At 53.9% G+C, this 13,665-nt stretch carries 16 protein-coding genes and 1 tRNA gene; 7 read left to right on the top strand and 10 right to left on the bottom strand.

Features of this window, described 5'->3' with window-relative positions; all coding sequences use genetic code 11:
• A tRNA-Phe gene (locus MW898_RS00325) sits at positions 1-74 on the top strand.
• 219 nt (positions 75-293) lie between these two features.
• Here the strand turns inward: MW898_RS00325 and MW898_RS00320 are convergent.
• Complete coding sequence (locus MW898_RS00320) at positions 294-2,027, bottom strand: ComEC/Rec2 family competence protein (RefSeq protein ID WP_248903509.1); 1,734 nt, start codon at positions 2,025-2,027, stop codon at positions 294-296.
• Positions 2,028-2,029: 2 nt separating this feature from the next.
• Positions 2,030-2,290, bottom strand: a complete 261-nt coding sequence (locus tag MW898_RS00315) for a hypothetical protein (protein WP_248903507.1) — start codon at positions 2,288-2,290, stop codon at positions 2,030-2,032.
• A gap of 401 nt (positions 2,291-2,691) precedes the next feature.
• Between MW898_RS00315 and MW898_RS00310 the strand changes: the two genes are divergently transcribed.
• On the top strand, positions 2,692-3,420 hold the full coding sequence (locus tag MW898_RS00310; protein WP_248903505.1) for a cupin domain-containing protein: 729 nt from the start codon (positions 2,692-2,694) through the stop codon (positions 3,418-3,420).
• 361 nt (positions 3,421-3,781) lie between these two features.
• Here MW898_RS00310 and MW898_RS00305 read toward each other — a convergent pair whose 3' ends face one another.
• From MW898_RS00305 to MW898_RS00295, 3 genes are all read right to left on the bottom strand, one after another.
• Positions 3,782-5,047 (bottom strand): cation:proton antiporter, encoded by a 1,266-nt coding sequence (locus MW898_RS00305; protein WP_248903503.1) that lies wholly within the window; start codon positions 5,045-5,047, stop codon positions 3,782-3,784.
• Between the two features lie 194 nt (positions 5,048-5,241).
• The gene (locus tag MW898_RS00300) at positions 5,242-5,811 is read right to left on the bottom strand and encodes a GNAT family N-acetyltransferase (protein ID WP_248903501.1); all 570 of its coding nucleotides are present in this window, start codon (positions 5,809-5,811) and stop codon (positions 5,242-5,244) included.
• A 191-nt stretch (positions 5,812-6,002) separates the two neighbouring features.
• A complete protein-coding gene (locus MW898_RS00295) occupies positions 6,003-6,368 on the bottom strand; it encodes a hypothetical protein (protein ID WP_248903499.1) in 366 nt (121 codons plus the stop codon).
• Positions 6,369-6,735: 367 nt separating this feature from the next.
• Between MW898_RS00295 and MW898_RS00290 the strand changes: the two genes are divergently transcribed.
• Positions 6,736-7,209 (top strand): DUF7529 family protein, encoded by a 474-nt coding sequence (locus MW898_RS00290; protein ID WP_248903498.1) that lies wholly within the window; start codon positions 6,736-6,738, stop codon positions 7,207-7,209.
• Between the two features lie 16 nt (positions 7,210-7,225).
• On the opposite strand, the gene MW898_RS00285 is transcribed toward MW898_RS00290, so the two are convergent.
• Positions 7,226-7,852 carry a DUF5806 family protein gene (locus MW898_RS00285; protein WP_368409184.1) on the bottom strand — a complete coding sequence of 209 codons (627 nt, stop codon included), beginning with the start codon at positions 7,850-7,852 and terminating at the stop codon, positions 7,226-7,228.
• Positions 7,853-8,084: 232 nt separating this feature from the next.
• Here MW898_RS00285 and MW898_RS00280 point away from each other — a divergent pair, with 232 nt between their 5' ends.
• From MW898_RS00280 to MW898_RS00270, 3 genes are all read left to right on the top strand, one after another.
• Positions 8,085-8,450: a universal stress protein gene (locus MW898_RS00280; protein ID WP_248903494.1), complete on the top strand. Its 366-nt coding sequence runs from the start codon at positions 8,085-8,087 to the stop codon at positions 8,448-8,450.
• The gene (locus MW898_RS00275) at positions 8,447-8,968 is read left to right on the top strand and encodes a GNAT family N-acetyltransferase (RefSeq protein ID WP_248903492.1); all 522 of its coding nucleotides are present in this window, start codon (positions 8,447-8,449) and stop codon (positions 8,966-8,968) included. Before MW898_RS00280 ends, MW898_RS00275 begins: the two co-directional genes overlap by 4 nt.
• Positions 8,969-9,180: 212 nt before the next feature.
• Positions 9,181-10,368, top strand: a complete 1,188-nt coding sequence (locus MW898_RS00270) for a DHH family phosphoesterase (protein ID WP_248903490.1) — start codon at positions 9,181-9,183, stop codon at positions 10,366-10,368.
• A 40-nt stretch (positions 10,369-10,408) separates the two neighbouring features.
• On the opposite strand, the gene MW898_RS00265 is transcribed toward MW898_RS00270, so the two are convergent.
• The 3 genes from MW898_RS00265 to MW898_RS00255 form a co-directional block, all read right to left on the bottom strand.
• The gene (locus MW898_RS00265) at positions 10,409-10,846 is read right to left on the bottom strand and encodes a DUF5807 family protein (protein ID WP_248903488.1); all 438 of its coding nucleotides are present in this window, start codon (positions 10,844-10,846) and stop codon (positions 10,409-10,411) included.
• Positions 10,847-10,959: 113 nt separating this feature from the next.
• On the bottom strand, positions 10,960-11,403 hold the full coding sequence (locus tag MW898_RS00260) for a DUF7112 family protein (RefSeq protein ID WP_248903486.1): 444 nt from the start codon (positions 11,401-11,403) through the stop codon (positions 10,960-10,962).
• A gap of 7 nt (positions 11,404-11,410) precedes the next feature.
• Entirely contained in the window at positions 11,411-11,794 is a 384-nt protein-coding gene (locus MW898_RS00255; RefSeq protein WP_248909674.1) for a 30S ribosomal protein S6e, read from the bottom strand.
• A gap of 195 nt (positions 11,795-11,989) precedes the next feature.
• On the opposite strand from MW898_RS00255, the gene MW898_RS00250 reads away from it, so the two are divergent.
• A complete protein-coding gene (locus tag MW898_RS00250) occupies positions 11,990-12,385 on the top strand; it encodes an Hsp20/alpha crystallin family protein (RefSeq protein WP_248903484.1) in 396 nt (131 codons plus the stop codon).
• A gap of 23 nt (positions 12,386-12,408) precedes the next feature.
• Here the strand turns inward: MW898_RS00250 and MW898_RS00245 are convergent, their stop codons facing one another.
• Complete coding sequence (locus tag MW898_RS00245; RefSeq protein WP_248903482.1) at positions 12,409-13,542, bottom strand: aminopeptidase; 1,134 nt, start codon at positions 13,540-13,542, stop codon at positions 12,409-12,411.
• Between the last annotated feature and the right edge of the window lie 123 nt (positions 13,543-13,665).

The raw sequence follows: 13,665 nt of genomic DNA, 5'->3' as shown, positions 1-13,665 counted from the left end.
GCCGCCTTAGCTCAGACTGGGAGAGCACTCGACTGAAGATCGAGCTGTCCCCGGTTCAAATCCGGGAGGCGGCATTCGAGTTTTACGCGACGTTGTATTTGAGTAGTCTCTGTACTCGACCGAAGGTGAGCTGTCCCGTTCCCGCGAGCACCGCTCGCCAGAAGTTCAAATCTGGAGAATAAGGATTGTATTCTAATATAGACATAACGCAACGAGCCGTCGGTGTCTTGTGTCGTGCAACCATCGACGATGCTTCTCTGACAAGCGGACGATCTCCCCATCGACGCTACACATCAGAGTCCCAGTGAGACATCTCGTTTCTGCGTTCGTTCTCGCTGGTTCGTCTGTTCCAGTGATTCGGAGAGATCTTCTTCGGGTTTGTGCTTGGTATGTGCGTCGGGAGTGTCGATCGCATAGAGGAAGTCTTGGTGTGCGCCAGGGGTGTCTCGGAGGCGGTGACACAACGTTTCACTCGTTTCGGCGGTGTCCACGGCCTCGTCAGCGGCGTCTTCGGCCGCTAAGAGCTGTTTGTCGATGACGATTCCTCTCTTGTCACGTTTTTTGGCTGCGGGGGAATGTTGAACGGCTCGTGGGACCTCCTCGACCTTGCGGGGCCCATCGACCTCGTCGGGTGAAGGAACGTCTGCTAGCGGGTGCTCGATCCCCCCGAATCGGTTTGGAAGGTTCGCCCGGAGCCGCGTGTGCAGTGGGAGCCGCTTGTAGGCATCTTCTGCCCGTTTGGCGCTGAAAAACGCCTCCCGGTTCCGGTTCACGTCTGCTCTGGTCGTCACGTGTTCGTCTCGATCGGCTTGTACGCTCTTCTTGAGCTGATCGTGCGCGTCTGGCGTTGGATCGAGCGTCTGTCGGAGATCCTCAACGGATTCGCCGTTCGCAATCGCTTCGTCCACGACCTCCTCGGTCGACTCGACCATCATCGGTGCGGCGTCGGCTACCCACGCGGGCGTTTCTTCAGGCAAGTGGTCTGGGGTGAGTGCCACGATCTGTTCCGGCGAGACGTCGTGTTCTCGGCAGTAGTACTTCAGCGCGGCCACATCAGCGGCGCTCGTCGTTTCGAGATCGGTCGTTGGTTTTGGCCGGGTCGCCTCTGTGTCTAGGTCGGTCCGGAGTGTTCCGTGACCCGGCGTCCAGTAGACATCGATCTCTTGGTCGTGCAGTCGCTTGAGAGTCGCATCGTGGGGATGGGCGTCGTGCTGGTTCTCGCTCGTGTGCTTATTGTGTAGACCACTCGAAATTACGGTTATATCTGGATCGACTCGATCGAGAAACTCACCACTAGTCGCGTTGTTCGAGCCGTGGTGGGCGAGCACGAGAATATCAGCATCGAGATTCACATCGCTTTCCTCGCTGTCGTGCTGGTGCATCACCTGACTTTCGCCGTTGAGTCCGCCGGTGTCCTCGACATCGCCCATAAACAACACCGACTGCTCACCCTCCGTTTTGAAGGCGAGGCTGTTTGCGTTGGCTCCAGTCGCTTTGAGTGTATTCTTCCGTCCGGTTGCAGGGCTGGTGAATTCGAGTTCTCCCGGGTCATTGGGTGGAGCAACGACCTGACCGACCCAGCCCGGTGAGAGGGATTCGCCTTCTGAGACCTGTGTAATGCTCTCAATATCGTGTTTTTTCAACCCACGAGCATATGCATCGTTGACAGTCGCTTTCACGCCTCTGGGTGGTTTTCCGGTCTCTCGATCACGTATTGCATACCGCTTTTCGTCAGGCTCGATGACGTGCTGTATCTCATAGCCGTGATCATACAATGTCTCAATACCATCTGAATGGTCGTAATGAAGATGCGTAACAGCAAACGTTTCGACCGGGATTTTTCCTGTCTCCGTCTCGGGCGTTGTCCGTCTGTCTACGATGGTATCGAGTTCATCGCCGACGTCTGTTGTATCGGCATCGATCAGATTGAGCGTCCCGTCTTCAGTGATAATTGCATGTGCGTCTGCCTGCCCGACATTCAGTGTGTAGATCTCTCGTCGTCCATTAGCCAACGGCTCACCGGCCATCCCTACTTATCTCTCATCTCTTCGAGCCACTCACGCGACTCTTCAAAATCCTCCCATTTCTGGTCTGTGAGTTCTTTGTCATACTGTAGTGCGACGAGTTCACCGTCCTCGAATTCCGGTCGGTATTGATCTCCGGGTTCTGCCTCGTCTGGTAGTTCTTCCACATTCCAGTGTAAATATCCCTGAAAATTACTATCTTCAAACACCTTTAATGTTGCAATACCGTCTTCGAGATCGTGGTATGAAATCCGACGCTCTGTCATTATCTGTAACTTATATCAGCGTGGAACTTAATTATACCGTGGCTGAGACACCCGATGAGCTGAAATAATTATTTGAATAGATCAAGACAGACGCGACATCTCGTTCATGTATCCTTCCCAAGACGGAGACTTTTATGCCAGAGAACTTCGGTGACGACGTGAGTACAGGGCAGTATAGCTGAGCTTCTGTTGATACTCGATAAGCGTCTTCGCAGCACCAGTATACAGGACCTCCTCGTTCTGTTCATCGCACTTCTTGAGTTCCGGTCGGAGTAGCTTGACTGTCTCATGAAGATCCTGCTCACCTGCACCGAACGCCTGAACAATGCACAGTTGGGCTACGGAGTCGAAGAAGAAGAGTTCTCCAAACGTTTATTATCAAATATCACACACCAATTCGTATGGGTTCTACGACCAAATTGGAGATGAATTCTACGGCAGAGACAGTAACCTTTGGACGCACGCTCGTGGACGGAGAGCCGATCGACGATGGATTGACCTTCCCGAAAGACAGCCCAACAGTGGAGTTGCTGGCAACGGCGACCACGCCGCTGTTCTCGAATCCACAGTTAGGCGAGTACGGAGCGGGTCTCGTGACTCCAGAGGAAACCGACGGTGCATACACACGGGGACTGGGAATTTTCCCACCTGGGGCAGACGGGCCAGCAGAACACGTCCACCCGAACTACGATGAGACGTTCGAAGTCGTCGAAGGCGAGTTCGTCATCCAACTGCCGGGCGAATCTCGGACACTCACTGCTGGCGAGAGCGTGACCGTAGAGACAGGGACACCACACGCGTTCCGAAACGAGTCAGAGTCGTACGCGTCCTGCATCATCGAGGCCCGTCCAGCGGGTCGGTTGGGAGATGTTATCGCCCTGCTGTTTGGCCTCGCACACGACGGAAAACTCACAGAGTCGGGCCGGCCCTCGTTCTTACAAGCGATGGTGATGGCAGACGAGATGGGTGACGATACGGTCTTCACGTCGCCACCACCAGTCGTACAGAACGTGCTGGCAACGGTATTCAGTCCGATCGGTCGTCTTTTGGGATACCGAGCGACGTATCCAGAGTATGAAGACGAAGCCTTCTGGAATGCACGCGTCGAACAATTGCCAGACCTCTCATAATATCCACGATACATGACGTTCTCATTATTACCACGCGTTCCTCGCGTCGTGACTGACTCACACTATGTATTCAGCACAGCTCTCAATACACGACGATTATTTGATATGGACAGTCGATGCCTACGCCGTGACCTTTCCTGATTGCCATACGATTGGGTGAGGATACTGAACCGAAAGATGGCCAGCGGAAAAGCGCAGGGATATGTATGGTGATTACCCCGTTGTTGGCACCTCTATCAGAGATATTCCCATCAAAAATGTCTCCTCGATACGCTTTCTATGTCATTTCACCGTAGATTGATCCATACGATACTCGCCCCACCATGGACGCATCCGACACACTCGAAAACAGAGTACACTATCACTCCTCCGTTTGAGTGACCCCGAGTGCGGCGGCTATTTGTCTCGCAAAGCCGGCCTCAACAACAACCGTCACCAGAATAACGAGAAAGACGGTGCCGAGCAAGATATCAGCACCTGACGAATCCGTCGGGGGAGGACCCGTTTGGAGTCGGATAGCAAACAGAGTAGCGACCGACGCAGGAATAATCCCGCGAGGACTGACGAAACTGATGAACAGCCGTTCACGGATGGAGAACTCGCCACTGGTTGTCGAGAGGAAGACGACCAGCGGACGGAGGAGAAACATCAAAACCGCAACGACCGCGAGTCCAGCGACGCCGAGCGCGAGGAGTTCCGAGAATTCGAGCAACGCTGCGAGTGTAATGAAAACGAACGAGAGAACGAGCAGCGTCACGTCTTGCTTGAATTGTCCAATACTCTCTTGATGAGGGAGATTGAGGTTCCCGAGAGCGAATCCCGCAATAGCTGCAGCCACAATACCTGCTTCCGAAAACACTGAATCCGCGATTGCGAACGCGACGATCGCTCCTGCCAGCGTGAATAACCGAGCTGTCTGTGGCGCTTCCTGAGCCGGGAGTTTGACATGTGTAAGGAAATACCAGATAACGCTCGCGACCACGAGGCCAATGATAATTCCAAGTCCGAGGCGTTCTACGAACAGGAAAATAAATCCTTCTGGTGAGAGTTCCTGAACAGTCATCGCTTTGAATAGGACAATAGCGAGAATCGATGCAGTGACGTCATTGACAATCCCTTCCATTTCGAGGGTTGTTGCAATTTCCTCGCGGACAGACACGACCGCGAAAATCGGTGTAATAACCGTTGGACCGGTTGCGATCAGTAATGCAGCGACGAGAAAGGCAATGTCCCAATCCGACCCCAACAGGAACCGAACTGTCAGGGCGGTCCCGAAAAACGTCAGCGCTGCGCCGATTGTAATCAGCCATCCGACGGCCCGTGGAGCGTTGCGGACAGACTCAAATTCGAATCGAAACGTTCCATCGAAAATGATGATAGCGACGCTCACTCCGACGATGGTCGAGAGCGTTCCACCGAACGTGTCGGTCGTGATGATACCGAGTCCTTCGGGACCAATAGCGACGCCCGCAACGATAAGAAACAGCACGCTGGGAACACGATACTTCGTGGCGAGAAACTGAGCTATGACACCGAGTCCAACAATGGCTGCGACGAGTGCAACGAGATCGAGATCAACATGAATAGACACTGGTTCATCAGCCTCCTCTACTGCGAAGTCCCGCATGACACTTGCCTGAAAAACCGACGAGCAACCGACGCTGACTGAATTTCTCGGCGAGCACAACACAATTTAAGACAGCCATCGACAAAACCCCTCTTCACGTTATCCAACAGCAAGTTCACCGAGCGTTTCGATTCGAAAGCCACGCAGACCACTCAAAACATTCAGAGACTGTCGGCCGTTGAAGCCGCTTTACACTACGATTCTATTCCGAGCACCTCACTGGGACCGTCCCATTCGTCGATCAATAATCCGTATCGCTCGACGTCAACGTACGTTCCGGTGGCGTACTGGGATTCGCGGGCAGTTCCTTCGTGAACGAATCCGAGCCGTTCACAAAGCCGTTTAGAGGCCTCGTTCGGTGCCATCGTGACTGCCGACATTCGATGTAGCCGGAGGTCCTGAAATCCGTATTCGATGAGGTAGGCGCTCGCTTCGAGAGCGTATCCCTTACCCCACGCCTTCGGATGGAACCAAACACCGAAGTTCGCATAGCCGTCTCGTTCGATAATAGGAGACAGCGCTACTGTCCCGACTGGTTCTCCAGCAAATTCGCCTTCGTTGGGGATGACAAGAAGCGACGGGTCGTCGTTCTCTTTCGACCAGAGCTCCTCTCGGTACTGTTCTTCGTTGTACGGCGTTCTGAACACGCTGATGTATCGGCGTATCTTTGGATGATTCACCCCGTCTTGAAGAAATTCAATATCGTCTTCCTCGGCTGGCTTGAGATCGAGGCGGTCGCAGTTGATGAATGTTGATCGTGACATAGGTCTCACTAATCGATGACTAAGTACCAATACGACAACAGTCCAAGCTGACAACCCCACACGCGGATGTGGCTGGCAATCAACTCAGTAGCAGAATGAAAGGGTCATCAGTCAGCTCTGTGGCTAACTGTCACTTCAAGTTATTTAATTCCTTGGGTTCAGAAGGTGGCTGACGTAATAACAGCCAGCGTTTAGTCGACGTGCACATCCTCAACCGTCACAGAGACATCGTCCATGACGATCGATATTGAGCAAACCTCGTACGTTTGTCCGTTATGCGTGATCGTGAGACCGTCGATCACCATCGAAGCGTCATGAACCGTGTACGTCCGTTCTTCGATGTGGACAGACGGGAGATCGGAGCCGCTGAGATGCACATCACTCACAGTCACGTGTACATCGGAGATCTCGATCTCTTGTGAGCCGATCTGCTTGACCTCCGAATCCGTACTTGAATGTTCCGTCCCATCTCCCGCAACGACACCCACCGTTCCGAGCGTTACAAGGACGATTATCACCACCACAGCAGCCCGTAGGACGTTTGATCGAATACCCATACTCCTTTATTGGAGATGCGGCAATAAATCCCTTTAGGAAAAAATTCATATATGTAATTAATTCACGCTACCCCAATCGGATCAGATAAATGCAAGCATGATTCACTCAAAATCTGCTTCTTCGGCCGCAGTATTGCAAGACTGTTAGTGCGAACAGAGTACAGTGTATTCACATCTCGGTATCCTCAAACAGACATAGTGCAGTCGATTTGTAGTTCCCCATCACCGCTGAAAGATGGTTTCGTATGCTTCGTTGGCTGTTGTCGTCACCGCGTCCTCCGGTTTATGATCCTTCCACCTAATAACTCATAGGAATATTGTGATTGGGAAGATAACTCATATTTGTCTCGGGAAGTGAGAGCGGGGTATGGATTCGAATCCGTTCCAGCAGGTAGTCGGCTACTGGGAGGAAGTTATAGAGGATATGGAGATAACGGCAGCCGAGTACCGTGAGGCTGGCTGGGATGTCGTCGAACTCCACCCGGGCGATGTAGCAGTACTCGATGAAGAACAGTATGGCTTCGACGTGCTCGTTCCTGATGACGAATTCGACCAGCTAGAGGCGGCTATCTCCAATGCCACGCTCAACGATACCGAGATATATCGTGCCGAACAGGACGGATTCATCTTCGCTCTCGCGGTCATCTTCGATAGTGACAACGAAATTGCTGTCTGTTACCCACTCTATTACAGCAGTGAGAACACAATCGAACTCCGCAAACAAGTCGAGCAGACGAATCAGCTCGATACAATCATACGGACCCTTTCGAACGAGCGTGCGATCACGATCAGTCACGACGACCCTGTTTCATTCTTCCCGGAACATCCCGGTTCAAACTGAAAGCGCGACGTGATTTTTACGAATCGTTCTGCTCTTCGAGTTCTTCCTCACGAAGCTCAGCGCTTGCTTTGCGTACTTCACGCATCACATTCGATACGCGCTCTTCAGCTTCGAGTTCAGTTTCGACCGAGATGTCGACACCCTCAATCTCCAATAAGAACTTCGCAACCTCGGTCGATTCGTACATAATGTCATCGAGCTCTTCGGCGGTGAAGAAGTCACACATCGCGCCGTAGAGGAACGTTGCCCCCGCTGTGCGGATCTTTTCCTCGAACGCCGCTCTGGCCTGATTGACAGCCTGTGGAGAGTAGGTATCCTCCATGAACGGAACGAGGTCTGGGAGGTTGTTCCCGATTTTCGTCATTTCGACACCAGTCTCAGTACGGAAATCAGCACACAACCGTGCGAGTGCCCACTCACGGGCCGTGATGTACGTACGATCACGTAAGAACTGATTGGCCCGCTCGTAACGAGTCCCATCGATTTTCTTGAACCGGTCGTACTGGCGGACGTCGTCCGGAACGTCACTCGTCGACGCCGAATGCTCCCCAGACGACTCATCGCCCTCATCCTGATCAGATGAACGACCGGTATTACCGTCAACATCATTATCATCCACGTCGCTATCGATGTCATCATCCATAGCGTTACCAACGTCATCACCATCTACGTCATCATCAGTATCGCTATCGAACGTGGTTTGGTTGGTCGTTGATTCGGGGGTTTGGTGCTCCTCTTCGTCGATTTCCTCGGTTTCAGGGGGAGTGGACGAGAAGCCCCCGCCTACGGAATCGTCGGCCATATCCCCACTGTGTTTCGGCGGTGAAAAAGAGTATCGCCGAGAGGCTTTTGGTTTGGGCGATCGACCGCTATCTATGAAACTACTTGTTGGGGTCGATCGGAGCGACAGAGCACTCGCAGTACTTGAAGCGGCGGACAAGCGTGCCAAAGCAACTGAGAACGATCTCACTGTCGCTGTCGTCGAATACGAGGATGGTCCTCCAATCGATCGTCTCGAACAGGACGTTCGTGGATGTCTCTCTGAGCTCTCGTCCGATGCCAAGGTGCGTTCGCTCACGGGGCACGCAGGGAGTCAGCTCGTCGATTTCGCCGAACGCAAAAACTTCGATCAGATCATCATCGACGGTGGAAAAACGAGTCCACTCGGAAAGATACAACTAAATGATGTTGCAGAGTTCGTCCTCCTGAACGCACCAATGACGGTGACACTGGTACGATGACACGCGTGTACCCCTCTGAACCAGCCGGGTCGTTCGAGCCACCACCAAAAACGTTTGAAGATCGTTCTGGTCGTACTATCGAGGTCAGCGAGTACACTGACGACGATGTCGATACCTTCGTCGAGATGTATCTCGCGTTCGATCCACAGGACCGAGCACAGGGCATTCCCCCGACGAACGAAGTCCAAATCCGCGACTGGCTCGACAGTATCTTGACCGACGATACTGTCAATGTCACTGCTCAAACGAACGACCGGCTTGTTGGTCACGCGATGCTCGTTTCAGACGGTGAAGACGAATACGAGCTCGCTATTTTCGTGTTGGACGAATATCAAGAATCGGGGATTGGGACGAAACTCATTACCGCGCTTCTCGGTGCCGGTCAGCGTCGGGGCGTCGAACTGGTTTGGCTCACCGTCGAGCGCTGGAACACCGCCGCGCGAGCGCTGTATCGAAAGGTCGGATTCGAGTCGAGCAAGACAGAAAGCTTCGAGCTTGAGATGGCGCTCAGATTATAGTCACCTGTTCTGGTTGCGAACCGATGTCGCCGCGATCGTCACAGAACCGTGAAAGCGGACAAGTTTCATATTGGCAGCGTTGTGGAGTCTCGCATATCCGCGTTCAAGCCCTGTTTTTACGGTGTATCGGCTCAGTACGAGCCGTGACCCCGACGGAGCAGTCGACGGGTAGCAACCAAGACCTTCTTTGAGCCGCACCTCCAGACGTTCGTATGAACGAGTCGCTCATTGACGACGACCGGCTTCCGCTTGCGCGAAAGTCGATCCTCCCAGGCACGGGATTTTTCATCCCCGACGACGGTGATTCTGGACCGAGTCCAGAGCAGGTAAGCGCTCTCGCACGAGCTGAAACGGTCGTTATCGCTGACAGCGATGCCGACGGGCTTGGGTGCGCCGCGCTCATCCGCGAGGCACACGACGACATCGCTCCACCAGCGATCGACCCCACCGAGACAATCGACATCCCAGATGGGGACGTTGCACTCGTACCCGCCAAGCCACACAGCCTCACTGACGCCCAACAACGAGTGACCGAGTACGCCCCCGAAGGCGTCACCGTCTATCTCTGTGATCTCTGTCCGGACCGCGACAGTGACATCGAACCGCTCCCAGATCTCGTTGCGCACGCCTCGGATGTCTACTGGTTCGATCACCACCAGTGGGGCAAAGAGTACGAACGCCGGGTGCGCGAGGCTGATGTCGAACTCATTGTCGGTGATTCCGATGAGGAATGCTCGACCGATGTTGCACTGCGGGGTCTCGATCACCCATTCGATCCGCGATTCGAAGAGCTCGCAGCAGTAACGCGCGATCACGACCTCTGGATACGTGACGATTCACGGAGCGGCGATCTCGCTGACTTCGCCAACTGGGTCGCCCCCGAAACATACGTTGCGACCGTCCGTGTACACGGCGCTGATCTCCCCGAACCCGTACAGTCGTACATCAAAGAACGACGGATCGAAAAGCAGCGGCTCATCGAGCAAGCTGTCGAGCGCGCCGAAATGCGAGATATCGAGATACGGACTGCAACAGAGACCGAAGCAGCAGAAGACAACTCCACCACGACCGACGAAAGTAGGGAAATCACTGTCGGGTTCACATACGGCCGATGCTCGCAAAACGAAGTCGCAGAAATGCTGCGCGAAAAGGGAGCCGACGCTGCTGTCATCGTCAAACCGAGTGGAAGCGCAAGCATCCGTGGAACAGAGACATTCAAGCGGTGTCACGAAGTCGCCGCAGGAGTCGGTGGCGGCGGTCATCCGAAAGCATCGGGATGCAAACCGAACATCTACGATGACATGCTCGATTACGCCCACCACTGGACAACTCGAGGCGCGACCACAAAACAGGTTATCCTCGACTCGTTCCGATCACTACCAGCCGAAACCCCGGAGTGAGGAGCGCTTCGCTGGACGATAATGATGACGGTGACAGTGATTACTCATCGAGTACCCACCGATCTGAATACGTTGTGTTGCAGGTACAGGCAGCGTACGCGTGGATAACGTCACCATCACCGTAGATCCCACCAACTTCATCATTCTGCTCTTCAGCAAACGCGAGGAGAAAACGGACCTGATGTTCCGAATCAGGTTCATCAGGATGCTTGCTCGGACAGTCACCACTAGTGCAGTCTGTCGAAATCGTCCCCTCCGTGTCCATCGCTGCTCCCGCAAACGTCATCGGCTGGACCCCAACCGCACGCTCGAAGACGCTACGACCACGATCACCAGCGAGCACGAGCACAAGACCATCGCTTACGGGTTCGCCGTGATCTGCGAGGGAATCGAGATTCGAGACCGATGACTCACTCAAATAGATGAGCACGTCCTCAGGGCGCTCACACGAAAGGAATTCCCGGCGTTGTGAATCCATACGAAACGTACCTGCCGAGAACAGAAAAGTCGCCCTACTCAATCCGATCAAACCGATCAAATCTACTTTGATTTGGTTTGATCTGATTCGATACAGTACAATTCGTGTCGATTCTATTCGAGATTGTTCGCGATATCGGAGAGAGAGCTGTTTGGTTTCGGGATATCGGTGTACACCGCTCGTTCTCCCGGTAATCGAACCCCATAGAGATGGTTCGGTTCGACGACGTCGACGTGGACGGACCGGCCAAATTCGAGATCGTTCGTCTCGAACCACTCGTGAAGGCGGTTTACACTTGTGTCTTCACCTTCGCCTTCACCCGCTCGGGCGAGTCTGGCGTTATCGCGCACGCTACGGATCTCTGGTGTGTCGTGGTACTTCCGATTGATACGAGCGTGGTACTGTTGCCCGTCCAAAACGAAGTGGACGATTGTTTCGGGAAATAGCTCCGGATCGTTGGGAAGGACGAGCTTCGGCTGGTCCATCCGACCCACACGATCGAGCGTCGCGCGGACAGATTCGACCGTCGGATGATCGTGAGGGATGCGGTCGGCCACAGCTATCTTAGTCCTGCTCGAGCAGTTCAGAAATCGACTGACTGCCCCGTCCGACGACCTTCGCGTTGATCTGGCGGGTCTCGGAACCGATCTCTCGACCGCGCACCGTTACACGCTTTCGCTCACCATCATTCGTCGGCTTGAATCCGACACCGCCCGTGAGCAGAACGGACTTCAAACTCGACCCAGCAACGTCCGGACGCATCGGACGTCCGGCGTTGTCTGATCCGCCTGTGACCTCGACAGAATATCCGTCAAGCCCGAGCGAATCAACTGCGACTTCATCACCAATCTCGCGCCCGATGAATCGATTCGCTGACTGTCCTTCGATTTCGAACTGATGGGTCATGCCGTCCTCTGGATCGGCGACATCAACCTGAAACTCGGCCATATCTGCTGTGAATCGGTCGGCAGTCAAAAACGTACTGAAACCGTCTCCCCCATCGATCGGAAATAAGCCCTGTTCACCGCCCAAATCGTTCAGAATGTCTACTGGTTCGTCAACATACATATATAACAATCAATAATTGTGTTCGTGATGACGCCTTCAGAAGGCTTTTGATCAAATAGAGCATGAGTTTAACTCATGGGCTCGCGCGACCGGGATGACCGGGATCCGTTCGACGACATATTCAGTGAACTCAGTCGGATGATGGACGAGATGATGGGAGACAACTTCGAGATGCGGGTACAGAGTGGTGACTCCGGCTTTGGGAACGATGTTCATATCACCACTCAACAAGACGACGATCGTGTATTCGTCGTTGCAGACCTTCCTGGGGTCGAAAAGAGTGCCATTGACATCAAGTGCGATGGAAAATCGCTCACGATCAGTGCGGCAACCGACCACCGAGAGTACGAAGAGCAACTCCGCCTCCCTGTCCACGTCGACGAACACTCCGCCAAAGCCACGTTCAACAACAGTATTCTCGAAATCACATTCGAGCGCGACGATTCGTCAGCGAATATCAATCTCGAATAGGCCTCGAATGTATCGTGGGGAACTCACGAACCACGAGATGCCTCGAATCCATCTTCCCACCGGAATGCGCCGTTTCGTTGTACCACTTCCCCATCGATTTCGACAGTAGCATCTTCACTCATGTCTGTGATCAGATCGACGTGGACAGCACTCTGATTCCCTGATTCATCCGCTGGAAGACAGGACTGATAGGCACGACCAACCGCCAGATGGATGGTATTACCCATTTTTTCGTCGAAGAGGATATTGTCCGTAAATCGATCGATGCCGCGATTCATACCGATGCCGAGCTCACCGAGTCGTTTTGCCCCGTCGTCAGTCGTGAGGATATCTTCCAGCACGTCTTCGTTTGTGTCCGCAGAGTACTCGACAACTGACCCGTTCTCGAACGTGAGGCAGACATTTCGCAGGCGCTTTCCCTGATACGTCATCGGCACGTCGAACAGCACCGTTCCGTCGGTGTCTGTTGGTGCGGTGAACACCTCTCCCGATGGAAGATTGTGAGAATCATATCGTACGGAGGCAGCGCTGTTCACAGCGGTACGGTCCTCGATAGCCATGGTAATATCCGTCTCAGGTTCTGCGTTCGTCGTTGCTGTCTTCCTGATTCGAACCTCACTTCCCGCATCGAGGAGTTCCTTCAGTCGCTGCATCTCGACTGCGAGAGACTCCCAGTCTCTAATGATCGCATCGTAGACAAAGTCCTGATACTCCTCGAAGGCCATTCCGGCCTGCTGGGCGAGCGCCCTCGTGGGATGGATCGTCGAAACCCAGTCTGTTGTGAGTCGCGCCTCTCGAATGTCCTGCATGGCCGTGCTGTATGCTTGTCGGGTCTCGCCTGAAACGTCCGCTGTTGCGCTCGCGTTACGTCCGCCGCGCAGCGACAGCACACTATCTGCGTTCTCGTACAGCGCTCGCTCGTGGTCTGGATCGGTTTCGAACTCGGTCCCGCGGTGTCCTCGCAGGTACGCACGCTTGATCTCTCCTGATGCGTACAGCGTTAGGAGATTCGCATTCCGTTCGCCCAGTCGGTCGGCAACTGCAACCGCGAGCTCGTGGGCGCCCTCATCGACGACCATCACAACGTTGTCACCAGATTCGATGCAGGCGCTCCACTCGACCAGAATACGAGCATGCTCGTGGATTCGCTCGTCCATATACGATCGTTCCAAGGCGAGCACTAAACACTGAGCGATCGGGCACTCGTATACCGCGCTGCTATCATTTCCACACCGTCCCTCCGGATGGTGTATTTTCGGACGTCTACTCGTCCAACAGTA

The organism is Halocatena marina (assembly GCF_023276375.1).
Taxonomy (GTDB): Archaea; Halobacteriota; Halobacteria; order Halobacteriales; family Haloarculaceae; genus Halocatena; species Halocatena marina.
The sequence above is the reverse complement of the archived record's forward strand: the minus strand, read 5'-3'. Positions and strand labels throughout refer to the sequence as shown.